This window comes from Pseudomonas sp. GV047 (genome assembly GCF_003058245.1).
Lineage (GTDB): Bacteria > Pseudomonadota > Gammaproteobacteria > Pseudomonadales > Pseudomonadaceae > Aquipseudomonas > Aquipseudomonas marginalis.
The window spans coordinates 15,007-32,678 of sequence record NZ_QCWA01000015.1 but is presented as its reverse complement, the minus strand read 5'-3'; the positions used below and the strand labels follow the sequence as shown (position 1 = coordinate 32,678).

Below are 17,672 nucleotides of genomic sequence, written 5' to 3'. Positions count from 1 at the left end.
CGCCTTGATCGATGGTTATTGGTTATGAAGTATCGAGTCAAAGGCTAATGATGACAACCATCGTCACTCACGGAGCCGGGTCATGAACCCTACCAAGTCGATTACTGAACGTGTTTGCCAGGCCATTGGTTTCGAAGCCCTGGCATTGTTGATCTGCACCCCGTTGCTGGCGTGGATCATGGACAGGCCTGCCCTGGAGATGGGCATGGTCACCCTGGCGATCAGCCTGTTGGCGCTGGCCTGGAACGTGATTTTCAACGGCCTGTTCGACCGCCTCAAGGCGCGCCTGCAACTGGCCAGCAACGGTTGGACCCGCGTGCTGCACGCCTTGATGTTTGAAGGTGGGTTGATCCTGGTGTGTGTACCGCTGATTGCCGCCTGGCTGAACATCAGCCTGGTGCAGGCGTTTATCCTCGACATAGGCGTACTGCTGTTTTTCCTGCCGTACACCTATGTGTATCACTGGGGGTATGACGTACTGCGCGACAAGCTCCTACAGAAACATGCCGCCCGACGCCTCGATACGCTGGCCGGTGATCCAGGCACTACCGTCGGCGAGCAGGCTGGCAATCGCGCCGCCGATATCGTCCGGTAACCCGGCGCGGCCCAAGGCGGTATTGCTGGCGACCATGGCGTTGAGGTTGGCGTTGTCGCGCACGGCACCACCGCCGAAGTCGGTTTCAATGGCGCCGGGGGCCAGGATGTTAACGCTGATGCCACGGCCGCCCAGCTCTTTGGCCTGGTAGCGGGTCAGCACTTCCATCGCGCCTTTCATGGCGGCGTAAGCGGCGTAGCCGGGCAGGCTGAAACGCGCCAGACCGCTGGAAATATTGACGATGCGCCCGCCGTCGTGGATCAACGGCAACAGCTGTTGGGTCAGGAAAAACGGACCCTTGAATTGGATCGCCACCAATTGATCGAACTGCGCTTCGGTGGTCTCGGCGAAGCTGGCGTGAATGCCGATACCGGCGTTGTTGATCAGAAAATCGAAGCGGTCCTGTGCGAAAACGTCCTTGAGTACGCCAGCAATCTCACCGACGAAATCAGCAAATGTCGCGCTCTGGCTCACGTCCAGTTTCAGCATCGCGGCACGGCCGCCCAGCTGTTCGATCTGTGCGACCAATGCCTGCGCTTCATCGGCCTTGCTGTGGTAAGTGCCAATGATGTCGACGCCTTGTGCCGCCAGGTGCAGGGCGGTGTTTTTGCCCAGGCCACGGCTGGCCCCGGTGATCAATGCGATTTTACGGGTCATGGTGCAGTCCTCTGATGTGATCGTGGGAATAAGTGTATTTGTCCGTGGATAACGTGATAAACAGCGCTATACCGGAATCACTGGCCGAATAAGGCGAACAATCCCATGAACAAACTGGAGCTGCTGCGCACCTTTGTGCGCGTCACTGAGCTGTCGAGTTTCACCGGTGCCGGCGAGAGCCTGGGCCTGCCGCGCTCCACGGTGTCGGAACATGTGCAGGCGCTGGAAGAGCTGCTCGGCGCCCGCCTGTTGCAGCGCACCACGCGCAAGGTGCAGGCCACCCAGGATGGCCGCGTGCTGTATGAGCGCAGCAAGGATTTGCTCGCGCACATGGAGGAGTTGGAAGGGCTGTTTCGCCAGGACGAAGCGCAACTGGCGGGGCGGATTCGGGTGGACATGCCCAACATGATGGCGCGGGACTTGATCCTGCCGCGTCTGCCGCAATTCATGGACGCGCATCCGCTGATCGAACTGGAGATCAGCACCACCGACCGCCAGGTCGACCTGCTCGCCGAAGGCTTCGATTGCGTGCTGCGCGTGGGCGCGCAGCCGGACCAGAGCGTGGTGGCGCGGCTGCTGTGCAGCATGCCGATGATCAACTGCGCGAGCGCCACCTACCTGCAACGCTACGGCGTGCCCCGGACACTGGCCGACCTCGCCGACCATCACCTGGTGCATTACGTGCGGCCGTTGGGTGCACGCTCGGCGGGGTTTGAGTACGTGCAGGGCAACAAGGTGCTGCGCATTCCCATGGGCGGGCGGGTCACGGTCAACAGCACCGATGGCTACAAGTCCGCCTGCCTGGGCGGTTTCGGGATTATTCAGGTGCCGGCCCTGGGCATGGGTGACGAATTGGCCAGCGGGGAGCTGGTGGCGGTCCTGCCGGACTATCCGGCCCCGCCGCTGGATGTGTCCCTGCTCTACGCCGGGCAGCGGCATCTACCCCTGCGGGTGCGGGTGTTCATGGACTGGCTGGCGACCATTCTGCATTCGCAGCTTTAACGCCGCGCCGACAGCTGTTGCGGCGCGAGGAAGGCGTCGTGGAAGTAATCGCGAAATGCCTGCATTGCCGGGGTAAAGGCGCGTTCGCGGTGCCAGGCCAGGCCGACGCTCATGGGCGTGACGGGGTCGGTGACGGTCAGGGTTTCGATGCGCTTGCCTTCCAGCGACCAGGGCCGGTGCACCAGGTCCGACAGGATCGCCACGCCGCTGCCATTGGCAACCATGCTGCGCACCGCCTCCACCGAGCTGGTGCGCAGCCGCACCTTGGGCGTTTGCCCGGCCTGTTCCCAATAGCGCATGGCGCTGTGTTCGGCTTCATCGACGGTGAGCAGGATGTACGGCTCTTGCGCCACATCCGCCAGGCTCACCGCGCCGCGTTCGCACAACGGGTGATGGCTGGGCAGCCATAAACGACGTTCCGAGTTGAACAGGATTTCCGAGACGATCGCCGGGTGAGTGAGGTTCGCGGTGAGGACCACGGCCATGTCGAACTGGCCGTCGAGCAGACCCTGTTCGATGGCCTGGCGCTCCTGCTCGAACACCTCCAGGGTCACATCCGGGTGCCAGTGCTCCATGCGCTGCAGGTGGTGCGGCAGGAAGTAACCCAGCACCGTGTAGCTGGCCGCCAGCCGCAGCACGCCGCTGGCGCGGTAGTCGGGCAACGGGCTGTTCAGCGCATCGTCGACACTGCGCACAATCACGTAGGCGCGGTTGAGAAAGTGCCGCCCGGCATCGGTCAGGTTCATGCCCTGGGCCGAGCGCACAAACAGTTGCACGCCGAGCAGGGCTTCCAGCTCCTTGATCGCCGTGGTCACGGCAGACTGGGAGATGTTCAGATAAATCGCCGCCTGGGAAATCTGGCCGATTTCGGCGGTGGCCACGAAGTAGCGGATTTGGCGCAAGGTCAGGGACATGGCTTTATCTGATTTTCAGAAGATGAGCCATCTGATAATAGATCTTCCCAAGGGGTCAAGCCGCAGCCTACTTTCGAGCATCACCTTTTGGCGGAGCGTCCCCGATGCAGGCAGTGGATTTCAATTCAGACATGGGCGAAGGCTTCGGTCCCTGGACCATCGGCGACGGCGTCGACGCGGAGCTGATGGCCTATATCAGCTCGGCCAATATCGCCACCGGCTTCCATGCCGGCGACCCCGGCACCATGCGCCGCACCGTCGCGCGGGCCAAGCAATTGGGGGTGGCCATCGGCGCGCATCCTGGCTTTCGCGACCTGGTGGGTTTCGGTCGTCGACATATCCATGCGCCGGCCCAGGAACTGGTGGACGACATGCTCTACCAACTGGGCGCCCTGCGCGAAATCGCCCGCGCCCAGGGCATGACCCTGCAACACATCAAGCCTCATGGCGCGCTCTACATGCACCTGGCCCGCGACGAAGAAGCCGCGCGCCTGCTGGTACAGAACCTGCAAATCATCGAGCCGACGCTGTTGCTGTACTGCATGCCCAACTCGGTGATCTGGCGCGTGGCCAAGGAACTCGGGCAGCCGGTGGTGCGCGAATTCTATGCCGACCGTGAGTACGATCTAACCGGCTCCATTGTGTTTACCCGCAACGTACGTGCGCTGGATCCGGCCACGGTCGCGGCCCGTGTCCTACGGGCGTGTCAGACGGGGCTGGTGCGTACCGTAGAAGGCGAAGACCTGTTTATTGAATTCGACTCCATCTGCCTGCACAGCGATACCCCCGGCGCGCTGGAGTTGGTGGAGGCCACCCGTGAAGCGTTGGACCAGGCCGGCATCACAGTCAAAACCCCCTAATAAGATCGTACGTTTACTTTTTTGCCTGCCTTTCTATAACGATTCCAAGAGGAACAGACATGGCTGAAACGTCCCCCATCCGCTACAGCTTCGGCGGTGATGAACACCTGTTCGCCGAAGTCAGCGAGAGCATGTCCCTTGAGGCTTTTTTCAAGGGCATGGCCGTGACCCGTGCCGTGGAACGCCTGGCGCTGGAGGGCGTGCTGGATGTGTGCCTGGCCAATGCCTCGTTCCAGATTCGCTTCGACCCCGACCGCATCGCCCCCCATGTGCTGCTCGACGCCGTGCAGAGCGCCGAAGCCCAGGCCGTGGCCGAGCGCACCCTGCACACGCGCATCATCGAAATCCCGGTGCTCTATAACGACCCCTGGACCCATGAAACCCTGATGCGCTTTCGCGACCGCCATCAAGACCCCGGCGCCACCGACCTGGAATATGCCGCGCGCATCAATGGCCTGGCCGATGTCGAGGCGTTTATCGCCGCCCACAGTGGTGCGCCGTGGTTTGTCTCGATGGTGGGTTTTGTCGCGGGCTTGCCGTTCATGTTCCAGATGGTCGAGCGCGAGCGGCAGTTGCAGGTACCCAAGTACCTGCGCCCGCGCACCGACACGCCGAAGCTGACGCTCGGCCATGGCGGTTGCTTCGGTTGCATCTACTCGGTGCGCGGCGCCGGCGGCTACCAGATGTTTGGTGTGACCCCGGCACCGATCTACGACCCGGCGCAGCAGCTGGCCTACCTCAAGGCGCATATGGTGTTTTTCCGGCCGGGTGACATCGTGCAATTCAAACCCATCGACCGGGACGCCTACGACCTGGCGGTTGCCGAGGTGGAGGCAGGACGTTTCGACCTGCGCATTCGCCCGGTGGAATTTTCCCTCGATGCGTTTCTCGCCGACCCCATCGGCTATCCGAAAACCCTGCAGGAGGCGCTGGCATGATCAAGGTCCTCAAACCCGGCCTCGCCACCTCTGTGCAGGACCTGGGCCGCGAAGGTTATTACCATCTGGGCATTCCGCCATCGGGTGCTTTGGACCAATACGCCCTGAGTGCGGCCAATCATCTGGTGGGTAACCCGGTAGGCGCTGCCGGCCTGGAATGCACCTTGATCGGGCCGGAACTGGAGTTTCAGCGCGATACCCTGGTCGCGCTCAGCGGTGCGTTGATGTCACCGCGCCTGGACGGCGAAGTGGTGCATCAGGACACCGCCTTTGAGGTGCGCGCCGGGCAGGTGCTGCGTTTCGAATTTCCCAAGGCCGGTGCCCGCACTTACCTCGCCGTCGCCGGTGGCATTGACGTGCCGTTGGTGCTTGGCAGCCGTTCCACCTACACCCTCGGTGCACTCGGTGGTTTCCACGGGCGACGCTTGCAGGCAGGCGATGAGCTGCCCATCGGTGAAGCCAGCGGTCTCGGGCGGGCAGGCAACAGTTTGCCGATGGCATTGCGCCGCTCGGTGGGCGGCGATGTCACCTTGCGCGTGGTGCCGGGGCTGTATTACGAGCGCTTGACCGCGGGTGCCAAGCGCAGCTTTTTTGCCGAACCGTGGACGGTCGGCTCCGAGGCGGACCGCATCGGCTATCGCTTCAAGGGCGGCAGTGCGCTGAGCTTTCAACCGCGTGAGCAGCCGTTCGGCGCGGGGTCGGATCCGTCGAATATCGTCGACAGTTGCTACCCCATCGGTTCGATCCAGGTGCCGGCGGGGTTGGAGCCGATTGTGCTGCACCGCGATGCGGTATCCGGCGGTGGCTACGCGATGATTGGCACGGTGATCAGTGCCGACCTGGACTTGATCGGGCAGATGCAGCCGAACCAGCGGGCGGGGTTTGTGGCGGTGACGTTGGAGCAGGCACTGGAGGCGCGGCGGGTGTACAAGAAGCGGCTCAAGGCCATGGCGGGACTCTTCAACAACTGACACGACACACATCCAAATGTGGGGGGAGCAAGCCCCTCCCACATTTTCAATCTTGGGTTGGTCAGAAGAGTTGGGTGAACAGCCAGTAGAGACTACCCGACAACACAATCGCCGCCGGCAAGGTGAGCACCCACGCCATCAGCAAATTGCGGATGGTCCGCATCTGCAGCCCACCCCCATTGGCCACCATGGTCCCCGCCACACCCGACGACAACACGTGGGTGGTCGACACCGGTAGCCCGAACATATCCGCTGCGCCAATGGTCAGCATCGCCACCGTCTCGGCCGAGGCGCCCTGGGCGTAAGTCAGGTGAGTCTTGCCGATCTTCTCGCCCACGGTGACCACGATGCGTTTCCAACCGACCATGGTGCCCAGCCCCAGGGCGATGGCCACGGCGATCTTGACCCATAGCGGAATAAAGCGCGTGGCATCGTCGATCTGTTGCTTGAACAGTTGCAGCTTGCCTTGGGTGTCGGCGTCGAAATTGCCGACCTTGCCTTTGTCCATCAGGCGAATGGTTTCGCTGCTCAGGTACATGTCGTTACGCACGTTGCCCACGGCTTCGGCGGGGACTTTGGCGAGGGAGCCGTAGCCTTTGACCTGGTCACCAATCTGGCCGGCGAGGGCGGCGAGGGCCGGAATCAACTCGGGTGTGGCTTCCTTGGTACGCATGTAGGTCGACAGCACCGGCCGCGGGTCACCCGCCAACGCCAGCGGCGCTGTTTTCATCAGCGCCACCTGGGTCACTTCGGCGACTGCGGCGAACTGCAACGACTGTTCGGCCGGCATGGTGCGGTTCAGCGCATAGGCCATGGGCAGGGTGCCCACCAGGATCAGCATGATCAGGCCCATGCCTTTTTGCCCATCGTTGGAACCGTGGGCGAAGGACACGCCGGTGCAGGTGGCGATCAGCATGCCACGGATCCACCACGGCGGCGGGGTGTCGCCCTTGGGGGCCTTGTACAACGCGCGGTTTTTCACAAAGGCGCGCAGGGCCAGCAACAGCAAGGCGGCAAAGGCAAAGCCGATCAGTGGCGAGAGCAGCAGCGCATAACCGATCTTGATCGCCTGGCTCCAATCCACACCGCTGGTGCCATCACGCCCGTGCATCAAGGCATTGGCCACGCCGACGCCGATGATCGAACCGATCAGGGTATGGGACGACGAGGCCGGCAAACCCAGCCACCAGGTGCCGAGGTTCCACAGGATCGCGGCGATCAGCAACGCGAAGATCATCGCGAAGCCGGCCGATGAACCCACCTGCAGAATCAGCTCCACCGGCAGCAAGGCAATGATGCCGAACGCCACCGCACCGCTGGACAGCAGCACACCGAGGAAATTGAAGAAACCCGACCACACCACCGCAAACTGCGGCGGCAGCGAGTTGGTGTAGATCACCGTCGCCACCGCGTTGGCAGTATCGTGGAAACCGTTGACGAACTCGAAACCCAGGGCAATCAACAGCGCCACACCCAGCAGCAGGAACGGCGTCCACGTGGTGAGCTGGGCGCCCATTTCGTGCATGTCGTGCATGAGGCTGTAGGCGGTAAACAACAGGCCCATGGCAAGCACGGCGAAGAAAACGATCACCGTCACCAGGCCGGGTTTCTTGTCCAGGCGCGGTTTTGAGTCGACGGAGGATGAGTGCGTGGAGGCAGTCAGGGAAGGGGTGGCCATGCCGGGGCATCCGTGTGGGGAGGATGCCGCTCATATTCATTGCAGAATGTTACAGCGATGCTGCCGCAAATCATTGTTTAGGTAATTGGATCTGCCACTGGTCTATAAACCGCTGGAGAGCCACGTGTCTAAACAACTTTTCAGACCTTGAAAAATCTCCCTGTGGCGAGCGGGCTTGTCCCGCGTTGGGCTGCGCAGCAGCCCCAGTAAAGAAGAACGCGGTGTATCAGACACTCTGTAGAGGCTGGTTTTGGGGCTGCTTCGCAGCCCAACGCGGGACAAGCCCGCTCACCACAACAGCCCTATTTGCCGGACGTTCAGCGTTCAGCTAGCGTTGTGTGGATACCCACGGTCATCGGGACCAAGCCCCTCCGACAATTGATCGCATTTCAATTTGAAAACTTGCGAAACGCCCAGCGCCCGGCGATCAGCGTGAAGGTCGCGACCAACGCCACCAGGATCCAGAACCCCTCGGGGTCCTGTGAAAGTGGCACACCGCCCACGTTCATGCCGAAAAAACCGGCGATGATATTGATCGGCAACGCCAGCACCGTCACCACGGTAAGGGTGAACAGCGTGCGGCTGCTTTGCTCGTTGAGGTTGGCGGCGATCTCTTCCTGCAGCAGCTTGATCCGTTCGCCCAGCGCCGTCAGGTCGTTGATGATCAGCGCAAACTCCTCGGTGGATTTGCGCAACTCCTTCACGTCTTCCTTTTGCAGCCATTGCGGCGGGCGGTTGAGCAGGCGCAGCAGTGAACCCGGTTCCAACGCGAGCAGGCGTTGCAGGCGCACCAGCACCCGGCGCGCCGCCCCCAGTTCCGCGCGGTTGGTGGACAGGCGCGAGGACAGCAACTGGTCCTCGATATGGTCGACGCTGATGCTGGTCTTGCGCACGATCTGGGTCAGCACTTCCCCCTGGTCGCGCAGCAGGTGCACCAGCAACTCCAGCGGCGAACGAAAGCGTTCGCCGGCCTTCACCGACGAGCGCAGCTTGTCCACCGAGTGCAAGGGTTGCAGGCGTGCGCTGATCAACAGCCGGCTGCGGGCGCAGACCCACAGCGTGGAAATATCCGACGAAACCATGCTGCTGAAGTTGAACACCACGTCGTTGACCACCGCCAGCAAGGCTGAGTCGACGTGTTCGATACGGGTGGAGCGCGAGCCTTCGTGCAGGGCCTCGAAGAATTCTTCGGGTAAATCCAGGTTGGCCTGCATCCAGCGTTCGCAGGCGGCGTGGGCCAGGTTCAAGTGCAGCCACAGGAACTCTTCCGGGTCGGCGGGTTGCTGCAAGGCCGCGAGGGCCGCGGCCGAATCAATCTGTTCGCCCTTTTCACCGGGACGAAAACGAAAACCGTAAAGCAAGCCAAACAGGTCGGAGTCCTGGTGGCTGTGGTCGAGGCTGTGGTTCATGGAGACTCGCAGAGAAAGCGCCTGTAGGACGTTTCACAGGTTCGCGTGGGCGAATCATTGCAAGGAGGTATGACAGTTATATGACGTTTTAACGCTGCGCATAAAAAAACGCGCCACCCGGAGGTGGCGCGTTTTTTCGAGGTTCAACTCAAGTGTCTTGCTTGTTTTCCAGCACCGCGCCGGTCTTGGCGTCGAGCTTCACTTCAAAGCGCTTGCCGGCGGTGTCGGTCAGGTCGACTTCGTAGACCAGTACCCCGTTTTTGTGGTCAAGCTCGGTGTCGGTGATGCTGCTACCGGCGTGGGTGGCCACGGCGGCGGCATTGAGTTTCTCGAACGGCATCACGGCGCCGGACTTGAGCAGGCCTTCAATCTGGTCCGGGCGAACATCGGCCTGGGCCAGGCCGGCGGTCAGGGTCAGGGCGGTGGCGGCGAACAGGGCGGTCAGGGTTTTCATGGTGTGTATCCTTCTCTGGTGAGCTGTTTAAGTGGCGCCAGATTAACCGGCGCAACTTAACTCATCCTTAATGGCGCACTGACACCAATGACCGACTCACTCAGTACTTATAGTCGTTCAGCAGGTCTTGCACGCTGGACGACGGCCAGCGCTTGTAGAACTTCAGCAGTTCGGCGGCGCGGTTGGTGAAGATACCGTCGACGCCGGCTTTCATCACTTTGTCGAAATCGACCGGCTCATCCACGGTGTAGACGTGTACCAGCAGGCCCTTGTCGTGGGTCAGCTTGTTCATTTCAGGTTTCACCAGGTCGGTGTAGCTCTGGTCGCCATGGGCGGTCAGCTCAGCCGATGGGCCGGTGCCGATGGCGCCGAGGCTCTTGGCTTCGTCGACCCACTTTTCGAACTCGGCAGCGTCTTTCGGCTCTTGCTTGGCGTAATAGGCGGCCTTGGTCGGTTCGCCGGATTCGGCAAAGGTCTGCGTGGATTTCGGCTCGATGCTGCCCGGGCCAACCCACAACAGCAGGATTTTTGGGGTGTTCGGCATTTCTTTCTGCAGCTCTTTCAAGCTGTCTTTTTCAAACGTCTGCAGCACCACACGGCCCTTGCCCTGGCCGACACCGGTGTTGCTCTTGCCCAGCTTGGAGCCGGCGGAGCTCAACCAGCCTTTATCCAGCAGCTTGTTTTTCAGGTCGGCTTCGATACCCGGGAATTGCTTGGGCTCCTTGGTTTCGATGTACAGGCCGGGTTTGTGCTGCGGGTTGCCTTCGGCGATCTTGATGATGTCGTCCAGGCTCTGGATCTTCAGGCCAACGAAGCCTGGACGCGCACGGTCCGGGTAGGCGGCGTTGAACCAACTGCCGGCGTCGAGGGTTTGCAGTTCTTTCCAGGTGAACTCGTTGGCCGGGGCGTCCTTGCGCTCAGGGAACTTGGTGGCCACGTCGGTGGTGCGCTGCAGGTTGTTGTCGTGCAGGGCGAACAGCACGCCGTCCTTGCTGCGCTGCAGGTCCAGTTCCAGGTAGTCGGCACCCAGGTCGCGCGCGACTTTGTAGGCGGCGGCGGTGGATTCCGGCGCGTCGTAGGACGCGCCACGGTGAGCGATCACGGCGGGGTAGGGAATGCCTTCGTTTGTCGCCAGTTCAGCCGGGCTGATCGGTTCGGCAGCCTGTGCCTGGCCGAGGCCAAGCGCCAGTGCGAGCAGCAGGGCGCTCTTGGAAAACGTGACAGGCATATGCGAAGTCCTTTCGTGGAGGTAGCTTTGAGAAGGCCTCCTTTTTAACAATTGATTGCGAAAGGCGCTATCACCAAACCGACATTAACGTGCGCACGTGCCAATTTTCTCGGTTTTTTTGCGCGGCATTGCAGTACTCTTGCTCGCAGCCGCCCCGCCAGAGGACGGTATTTTCTGCCACGCGTGTAAACCATCTTTCCAGTCCCTGTGGGACTTTTCAGTGAGGTTTACCATGCGCATCACCTCCGAGCTTATCTGCCAGGCCGCCGACCAACTCCACGGTTTTGTTGGCCTCAACCGCAAGACCGGCCAGTACATCGTGCGTTTCAGCGAAGATTCCTTCGGCATGGACGTGGCCGACGACGGCATTATCCCCACCGCTGAATTTGTCTGGCTGCCGGCCCCCGAGCAGACCATGACCCTGTCCCGCGAGCGTATCCAGTTGCTGCTCGACCAGAATATCGACGACCGCATCAACATCAGCGAGCCGCTGCGCGTGTACATGAAACGGGTGGAGATTCCACAGATCAGTGCGCTGCGCAGCCTGGTGAGCTAGGCGGCATAGGCGGTGAGCGAGGGTTCTGTGGCAGGCCGGCTTTTTAGGGTAGCGGGCCTGTTGTGGTGAGCGGGCTTGCCCCGCGCTGGGGCGCGAAGCGGCCCCTGAACCAGACGCTGCGGTTAGTCAGGAGAACCGCGTCAACTGAATTGGGGCTGCTTCGCAGCCCAGCGCGGGGCAAGCCCGCTCACCACAACAGGCCTGCTAGCCACAGAGGGCCAGGCGATACGACGGTTACTGGCCTTGGAATGTGTAGGCCCGCTCCACCTTGCACACCCGTGTTTGAAACGCCGAGTACCAGGTGGCGCGTCCTTGTTCGCGCACCGCCCGGTGCTCGGCCTGCTGCTTCCAGGCCAGGATCGCCGCCTCGCTGCTCCAGTAGGACACGGTAATCCCCAGGCCATCCTCCCTCGCCGATTCCACCCCGAGAAACCCCGGTTGATCGCGAGCCAACTCCAGCATGCGGGCGGCGGCCTGGCCGTAGCCTTGATCGCCGTCGGTGCGCAATGAGCTGAAAATCACTGCGTAGTAGGGTGGGGCGGGGGTCTTGGCGATCATGCGTATTGCTCCTGGCACGCCTTGAGCAAGGCAATCGCCAAAGGCGGCGTGACGCCCTTGAGGGCGGTACGTTCAGGCTGGAACAGGGTGGCAACGAAAAATGGATGGTCGAGCAACTCCACCGCGCGCAGATCGCCGGCTGCGTCATGCCCGCTGGGAATCATCTCGCGCTCGAGCAGCGCATCGGCGAATTCGGGGTTGATGCCGTAGCGGCAGCGGTAACCTTCCTCGATGTCAAGACGGCCGTAGGCCTCGGCGATGCGTGTGTAGGGTGTCAGGCGCAGGCTGTCGGTGGCGTCAACCAGTGCGCAGCTCAGGGGGGTGATCACTGCGCGTTCGGCGCCCGGCGCCAGCTCGCCATGTTCGGCATCGGTCCAGCCCAGTTCGTTGCGGGCGTATTCCAGCACCGCATGTTGAAAACCACCGCAAGTGCCGAGGAAAGGTCGCCGCTGTTCGCGGGCAAAACGGATCGCCCGCAACGCGCCGTCGGTGTCGCGGTAGGGGCTGGCGGGCACGCACCAGAAACCGTCGAAGTCGTGCAGTGCTGTGGTGGGCGTGAGGGTGTCGGTGTCGAGCCATTGCAGATGAACCTGCAAACCGAGGGTTTCGGCGGCCCGTTGCAGCGCGACGGGAATGGCCTGGTGCGCGATGACATCGGGGTTGTAATCGCCGATCAGGGCGAGGTGCAGGGTGGTGGCTTTCATCGTGTGCGTCCCATGGCTTGTGGTGTCCTGATGCGCACTATAGATTGGCGTGCACGCAATCAATATTGGCGTTTGCCCACATGCTCAATGCAGCCACGCACTATCAGCTCGATTACCCCGACCTGTCGCTGATCCTCGCCCTGGTGCGTGGCGGCACCCTGGCGCGGGCGGCGGCATTGTTGCGGGTGGATGTGTCCACGGTGTTCCGCGCGGTGCGACGGCTGGAGGCCGCATTGGGCCAGACGCTGTTTGAAAAAAGCCGCGCCGGCTACCTGCCCACCAGCCTCGCCAATAGCCTGGCGCAGCAGGCCGAACGTGCCGAACAAGCGCTTGAGGCGGCGCGCATCGGCGTGGAGCAGGGCGGCGAGGTGATCAGCGGCACGGTGCGCCTGACCTGTACCGACTCAGTGCTGCAAGAGCTGCTGCTGCCGGCGCTGGCGCAGTTCATGCCGGACTACCCGGCGCTGACCCTGGAGCTGAGCACGTCGAATGATTTCGCCAACCTCAGCCGCCGCGATGCCGACATCGCCCTGCGCCTGACCAGGACTCCGCCAGCGCATCTGGTCGGCCGTTGCCTGGGGGCCGTGGCGTATCAGGTGTGTGCCAGCCCCACGTATGCGCATCAACACGCCGCACGCTCACTGGCGGACCTGGCCTGGATCGCGCCGGACGATTTCCTGCCCGACCACCCCACGGTGACCTGGCGCCGCGAACACCTGCCCGGTGTACGCCCCAGCTATCGCTGCAACAGCATGTTGTCGGTGACCGAACTGGTGCGGGCCGGGTTGGGGGTGGCGGCGCTGCCGGACTTTCTGCTGGATGATGGCCTGCAACCCCTGGGCCCCGCGTTGGCCGGGCACGACACCGCGTTATGGCTGCTGACGCGCCCCGATTGCCGCGCGTTGCGCTCGGTGGTGACGCTGTTTGATGAGTTGGGCCGGCATGTGCAGATGAAACCCTGACACACCTCCCTCCCACGTGGAGTTCGCGTTGTTATTGAGGTTTTCGCACATAGTGCTCGTGCATTTCGCACGTCAGGGTTTCGATGTGTTCGGTCAGTTGCTTGGTCATTTCCGTCAGCCGGGTGTTTTGCTCCAGCAATTCGAGCAACTGTCTGGTGGTTTGCGCGGCCTGGGCCTGGCGTTCGGTATTGGCGATGGCCAGGGCTTCACGGTGTTGCGCATCGGCGTCGGACTGGGCTTTGTCGCGGGCCGCCTGGCGCGTCTGGGCCAGCAGGATCAGCGGCGCGGCATAGGCGGATTGCAGGCTGAAGGCCAGGTTGAGGAGGATGAACGGGTACACGTCGAAGTGGGTGATGCCGGTTACGTTCAGCGCCACCCACAAGATCACGATCGCGGTTTGCGCACCGAGGAAGGTCGGTGTACCAAAGAAGCGCGCAAAAGCCTCGGCCTTGAGGGCAAAGGTATCGTTGCCGAAGGTCGGGGCCAGGTGGGCGTGGCGGCGGTGAAAACGCAGGTGATCGACGGGGGCGGTTTCGGGCTTGTCGGGGGTCATGGTCGGCTCGGGTCATCAACGTTAAGACAGTGAATCACTATAGTCCTGGCGACCTGTCTTACACATGAATAACCCGTGGCCTACTTAGTGGGCACTCCGCTCATTGGCAAACGCACTCACCGCGTGCACCGCCTCGCTGGTGCCTTCGCGAATCTGCAGGATCACCGTACCGGCCTGGTCGGCCAGTTCCACGCCCTGGGCAGCGCGGTCGCGGGTCGCGTCCATGCTGTCGATGGCTTGGCGGGTTTCAGCCTGGATCACCGCGATCATGCTGGAAATCTCCGTGGTGGACCCGCTGGTGCGCGCCGCCAACTGCCGCACCTCATCGGCCACCACGGCAAAACCACGGCCTTGTTCACCCGCACGCGCCGCTTCGATAGCGGCATTGAGTGCCAGCAGGTTGGTTTGTTCGGCAATGCCGCGAATGGTGTTGACGATGGTAGTGATCTGCTGCGAGCGCTCGCCCAGCTTGGCGATCAGTTGCGAGGAGTTGTCGATGTCCGAGGAAATTTCACGCATGCCGCTGGCTGTTTTCTGGATCACGTCGGCGCCTTTTTCTGCCATGTCCTGGGTGTGCAGCGACAGGTGATAGGCCTGGGCGGCGCTCTGCGCGTCAGCGGCATGTTGTTGCACGCGCGCGGTGATGTCCGAGGCGAACTTCACCACTTTGCGCAGGCGCCCGCTGGCGTCGTACACCGGGTTGTAGCTGGCTTCGAGCCAAACGGGCCGGCCGTTTTTATCCACGCGCTCGAACTGGCCGCTGAACAATTCACCTTGGTTCAGGCGTCGCCAGAACTCGCTGTAGGCTGAGCTCGCGGCGGTCTCTGGGGTGCAGAACAGACGATGATGCTGACCCTGGATCTGCGCCAGGCTGTAGCCCATGCGCTGCAGGAAGTTGGCGTTGGCGGTGATGATCGTGCCGTCGAGGTTGAACTCGATGACGGCCATGGCCCGGCCGATGGCTTCCAACTTGGCGTTGGCCTCGCTTTCGGCCTGCAGGCGCGGGGTAACGTCCAGGGCGTACTTCACCACTTTGATCACGCGGCCCGCGTTATCATGTACCGGGGTATAGCTGGCTTCCAGCCACACCGACTGACCATTGCCGCCCACCCGTTCAAAGGTACCTGACTGGAACTGACCCTTTTGCAGGTTGGCCCAGAGTTGCTGGTACTCGGCGCTGCGGGCGAAGGCGGGCGTGCAGAACATCCGGTGGGATTGGCCTTCGATCTGCTCGGCGCGGTAGCCCAGGGTATTGAGGAAGTTGTCATTGGCCCGCAGCACGAGGCCTTGCGGATCGAATTCGATCACCGCCATGGAGCGTTCGATGGCGTCCAGCAGGCTGGCCTGATGAGCCACGGTGTGTTGCAGGGTATCGATGGTTTTCTTGTGGGCGTTGAATAGCATGTTCGGGGGCTCGGGCAAGCACGCGTCTGGGAGGATCCATGTATAGGCGCCTGCCTCCGTAAGGCATTTGCCCTACGGTTGACCTGCTCATTGTCAGCTCCCTTGTGCTGACAGCGGGGGGTGGAACAACGGGTTAAGAGTCATCAGCCTGACAAAAAGTTCGCCCCATGGGCAGGACCATTTTTGGGTAGGCGACCAATGGAGGCATTGTGCTATCTCGTGCGGGGCTGCACGGAGGATCCAGACCGGTGTCGTAGGACAACGTCAGGCGGAACAGGCTATCCGGTCGTCGTTGACACTGACTCGATTACGCCCGGTGTCCTTGGCGGCATAAAGTGCCCGGTCCGCCGCGTTCAGCCACATGGCTGCGTCGGTGAAGCGCGGCTGGAAGTCCGCCAGGCCGATGCTCAGGCTGACGCGCAATTCCGGTAGGTGCGGGGTGCGGTAGTTGCCGAATGTTTCGCGCATCTGCTCCATGATCTGCGCCGCTTGCTCCAGAGGCATTTGCGGAAGAATCACACAGAACTCATCGCCACCGTAACGTCCGGCCAGGTCGTTTTCCCGCAGGTTGCGCCGCAGTTCCAGGCTCAGTTGCCGCAGCACCGTGTCGCCGACGATATGGCCGTGGGTATCGTTGATCTGCTTGAAGTGGTCAATATCGATCAATGCGATGGTGGCGTGGCTTTGCTGCTGCTGGCACTTGTGGAACTTGAGGTGCAGCAGGTCTTTCCACGAGCCGTGGTTGAGCAGGCCGGTGAGGCTGTCGGTGCGGCTCAGGGCACTAAGGGCGCGTTTATGTTCCGAGAGCTTGATCGCCAGTTGATAACAGACCATGCCGATGGCCATGGGGTAGAGGGTCAGCATGGGCAGGCAGGAGTAGACCTGCAGCAGGCTGACGTCGGGGTTGAACTGGATGCCGAACAGCGCCCACGCCACGCCGATCCCCAGCCCCTGGGCGAGCAGTCCACGCAGGAACAGGCGCCGGCCGCCGGCGGCGACGTTGTTCATGGTCATCATCGACAGGATGGTCACGGCTGTCAGCGGCGTGAACTGCGTGGCCGCCGCCCAGAACCCGCCGAGTACCGAGTCATACAGGAAGTTGCGCTGTTCAGCCTGGTAAGGGAACGGCGAGCGGGTCGACAACTGGTACGCCAGGTGCGCCCAGGCAAACCCATTGAACAGCAGTAATGCCCAGACCCAGCCCGCCATGGCGAGCGGGTACAGGGCGCCGGTGACGCTGATGCTGCCGACACCCAGGCCGATGATCCTTGGCTGGTAGATACGCCGGGCAAATGAGAGCCCTTTGCCTCGTCTGTTTTCCATAAATTCCTGGTTCAGCTGTTTTTCACATTTACGCCGGCGCGGCCACTGGATCGACCGTTGATCGGATAAGGCCTGTGAATATTGTCAGTTATTCCCATGGGAATAATCAGTGGCCTTCCAGGCCATTTGCGCAAAACAGAGGGCGAATGCGTCAAAAGCGACCAGGAATGTCGCTCCTGCAACGGTTTTTACTCGGGGCGGGGGGCGCTGACTTCATAGCCGGCCAGGAACAGGTCAATGGCCGAGTCAATGACGCGCGCCTGGTGGGCGGCATCCAGGGTCGGCTGGCCCAACGTGATCTGCGGCCAGAACGCGAAGGCCTTGAGCAGGCTTTGGATCTGGTGGGCGGCAAACGCCGGGTCGGTGCAGGAGAGGCGGCCGTCTTCCTGGGCGGCGCGTACCCACTGGGTAAAGCCTTCTTCGCGCTGGCTCAGGCGGGTGACCATGTCTTGCGCGCGTTCCGGTGAGTGGATGGTGGCGGCGATGGCTACCCGGGCCAGATCGAGGAAATTGGTGTCCGACATCATCTTCATCTTGGCTTCCAGCAAACCACGCAATTGTTCGCGCAGGGGGCGCTCGCTGGTGTAGCTGACGTCGAGTTGGGCGACGCTGCTGGCCCAGAGTTGGTGAAGGATTTCGGCGAACAGTTCTTCCTTGCTGGGAAAATGGTTATACACCGTGCGCTTGGACACCCCAGCGGTGGCGGCGACCTTGTCCATGCTGGTGACCTCGAAGCCGTTATCGCGAAACTCAGCGATGGCCGCTGCCACGATGGCTTGGCGTTTGCGGTCGGTGAGGCGTTGAGGGGCAGTCATGGGTGGCGTTCGGCTCTTGAGGGTAAATTACACTGGGTAGTTTACTTGCTGCGGATTTTGTTGCAATCTTGAAACTACACTGTTCAGTGTA

The 17,672-nt window shown here is 62.0% G+C and carries 18 protein-coding genes and 2 pseudogenes; 7 read left to right on the top strand and 13 right to left on the bottom strand.

Annotated elements, in window-relative coordinates:
• Window positions 1-82 precede the first annotated feature (82 nt).
• Entirely contained in the window at window positions 83-595 is a 513-nt protein-coding gene (locus C8K58_RS27985; RefSeq protein WP_108574734.1) for a multidrug/biocide efflux PACE transporter, read from the top strand.
• On the opposite strand, the gene C8K58_RS27980 is transcribed toward C8K58_RS27985, so the two are convergent.
• Window positions 494-1,252, bottom strand: coding sequence for an SDR family NAD(P)-dependent oxidoreductase (locus C8K58_RS27980; RefSeq protein WP_027605624.1), 759 nt, complete (start codon window positions 1,250-1,252; stop codon window positions 494-496). The genes C8K58_RS27985 and C8K58_RS27980 overlap by 102 nt on opposite strands.
• A gap of 105 nt (window positions 1,253-1,357) precedes the next feature.
• Here C8K58_RS27980 and C8K58_RS27975 point away from each other — a divergent pair, with 105 nt between their 5' ends.
• A complete protein-coding gene (locus tag C8K58_RS27975) occupies window positions 1,358-2,254 on the top strand; it encodes a LysR family transcriptional regulator (protein ID WP_098478869.1) in 897 nt (298 codons plus the stop codon).
• Here the strand turns inward: C8K58_RS27975 and C8K58_RS27970 are convergent.
• Window positions 2,251-3,168 carry a LysR family transcriptional regulator gene (locus C8K58_RS27970; protein WP_108574733.1) on the bottom strand — a complete coding sequence of 306 codons (918 nt, stop codon included), beginning with the start codon at window positions 3,166-3,168 and terminating at the stop codon, window positions 2,251-2,253. The genes C8K58_RS27975 and C8K58_RS27970 overlap by 4 nt on opposite strands.
• A 104-nt stretch (window positions 3,169-3,272) precedes the next feature.
• On the opposite strand from C8K58_RS27970, the gene C8K58_RS27965 reads away from it, so the two are divergent.
• Genes C8K58_RS27965 through C8K58_RS27955 form a run of 3 tightly spaced genes read left to right on the top strand, consistent with a single transcriptional unit; the run spans window position 3,273 to window position 5,937 of the window.
• Entirely contained in the window at window positions 3,273-4,028 is a 756-nt protein-coding gene (locus C8K58_RS27965) for a 5-oxoprolinase subunit PxpA (RefSeq protein WP_027605627.1), read from the top strand.
• A 59-nt stretch (window positions 4,029-4,087) separates the two neighbouring features.
• On the top strand, window positions 4,088-4,966 hold the full coding sequence (locus tag C8K58_RS27960; protein WP_074847505.1) for an allophanate hydrolase subunit 1: 879 nt from the start codon (window positions 4,088-4,090) through the stop codon (window positions 4,964-4,966).
• Window positions 4,963-5,937: a biotin-dependent carboxyltransferase family protein gene (locus C8K58_RS27955; protein WP_108574732.1), complete on the top strand. Its 975-nt coding sequence runs from the start codon at window positions 4,963-4,965 to the stop codon at window positions 5,935-5,937. The genes C8K58_RS27960 and C8K58_RS27955 overlap by 4 nt, the downstream gene beginning before the upstream one ends.
• Window positions 5,938-5,998: 61 nt before the next feature.
• Here C8K58_RS27955 and C8K58_RS27950 read toward each other — a convergent pair whose 3' ends face one another.
• The 4 genes from C8K58_RS27950 to C8K58_RS27935 form a co-directional block, all read right to left on the bottom strand.
• Entirely contained in the window at window positions 5,999-7,615 is a 1,617-nt protein-coding gene (locus tag C8K58_RS27950) for an inorganic phosphate transporter (RefSeq protein ID WP_108574731.1), read from the bottom strand.
• A gap of 389 nt (window positions 7,616-8,004) precedes the next feature.
• Window positions 8,005-9,024 (bottom strand): transporter, encoded by a 1,020-nt coding sequence (locus tag C8K58_RS27945; RefSeq protein ID WP_027605631.1) that lies wholly within the window; start codon window positions 9,022-9,024, stop codon window positions 8,005-8,007.
• A gap of 148 nt (window positions 9,025-9,172) precedes the next feature.
• Window positions 9,173-9,478, bottom strand: a complete 306-nt coding sequence (locus C8K58_RS27940; protein ID WP_027605632.1) for a PepSY domain-containing protein — start codon at window positions 9,476-9,478, stop codon at window positions 9,173-9,175.
• Window positions 9,479-9,578: 100 nt separating this feature from the next.
• Window positions 9,579-10,706: a glycerophosphodiester phosphodiesterase family protein gene (locus C8K58_RS27935; protein WP_092358444.1), complete on the bottom strand. Its 1,128-nt coding sequence runs from the start codon at window positions 10,704-10,706 to the stop codon at window positions 9,579-9,581.
• Window positions 10,707-10,938: 232 nt separating this feature from the next.
• On the opposite strand from C8K58_RS27935, the gene C8K58_RS27930 reads away from it, so the two are divergent.
• Complete coding sequence (locus C8K58_RS27930; RefSeq protein WP_027605634.1) at window positions 10,939-11,262, top strand: DUF2025 family protein; 324 nt, start codon at window positions 10,939-10,941, stop codon at window positions 11,260-11,262.
• Window positions 11,263-11,496: 234 nt separating this feature from the next.
• On the opposite strand, the gene C8K58_RS27925 is transcribed toward C8K58_RS27930, so the two are convergent.
• Window positions 11,497-11,820 carry an antibiotic biosynthesis monooxygenase gene (locus C8K58_RS27925; RefSeq protein WP_027605635.1) on the bottom strand — a complete coding sequence of 108 codons (324 nt, stop codon included), beginning with the start codon at window positions 11,818-11,820 and terminating at the stop codon, window positions 11,497-11,499.
• Window positions 11,817-12,524: a CTP synthase gene (locus tag C8K58_RS27920; RefSeq protein ID WP_108574730.1), complete on the bottom strand. Its 708-nt coding sequence runs from the start codon at window positions 12,522-12,524 to the stop codon at window positions 11,817-11,819. The genes C8K58_RS27925 and C8K58_RS27920 overlap by 4 nt, the downstream gene beginning before the upstream one ends.
• A gap of 80 nt (window positions 12,525-12,604) precedes the next feature.
• On the opposite strand from C8K58_RS27920, the gene C8K58_RS27915 reads away from it, so the two are divergent.
• The gene (locus C8K58_RS27915) at window positions 12,605-13,486 is read left to right on the top strand and encodes a LysR family transcriptional regulator (RefSeq protein WP_108574729.1); all 882 of its coding nucleotides are present in this window, start codon (window positions 12,605-12,607) and stop codon (window positions 13,484-13,486) included.
• 31 nt (window positions 13,487-13,517) lie between these two features.
• On the opposite strand, the gene C8K58_RS27910 is transcribed toward C8K58_RS27915, so the two are convergent.
• The 5 genes and pseudogenes from C8K58_RS27910 to C8K58_RS27895 all read right to left on the bottom strand — a co-directional run bounded on the left by C8K58_RS27910 (window position 13,518) and on the right by C8K58_RS27895 (window position 17,581).
• Window positions 13,518-14,039 (bottom strand): DUF1003 domain-containing protein, encoded by a 522-nt coding sequence (locus C8K58_RS27910; RefSeq protein WP_092358450.1) that lies wholly within the window; start codon window positions 14,037-14,039, stop codon window positions 13,518-13,520.
• Window positions 14,040-14,123: 84 nt separating this feature from the next.
• Window positions 14,124-14,561 (bottom strand): annotated as a pseudogene (locus tag C8K58_RS33240) (methyl-accepting chemotaxis protein); the annotation flags it as partial.
• Between the two features lie 111 nt (window positions 14,562-14,672).
• Window positions 14,673-15,443: pseudogene (locus C8K58_RS33235) on the bottom strand (PAS domain-containing protein); the annotation flags it as partial.
• Window positions 15,444-15,707: 264 nt separating this feature from the next.
• A complete protein-coding gene (locus C8K58_RS27900; RefSeq protein WP_108574727.1) occupies window positions 15,708-16,766 on the bottom strand; it encodes a diguanylate cyclase in 1,059 nt (352 codons plus the stop codon).
• A gap of 188 nt (window positions 16,767-16,954) precedes the next feature.
• A complete protein-coding gene (locus tag C8K58_RS27895; RefSeq protein WP_108574726.1) occupies window positions 16,955-17,581 on the bottom strand; it encodes a TetR/AcrR family transcriptional regulator in 627 nt (208 codons plus the stop codon).
• Window positions 17,582-17,672 lie beyond the last annotated feature (91 nt).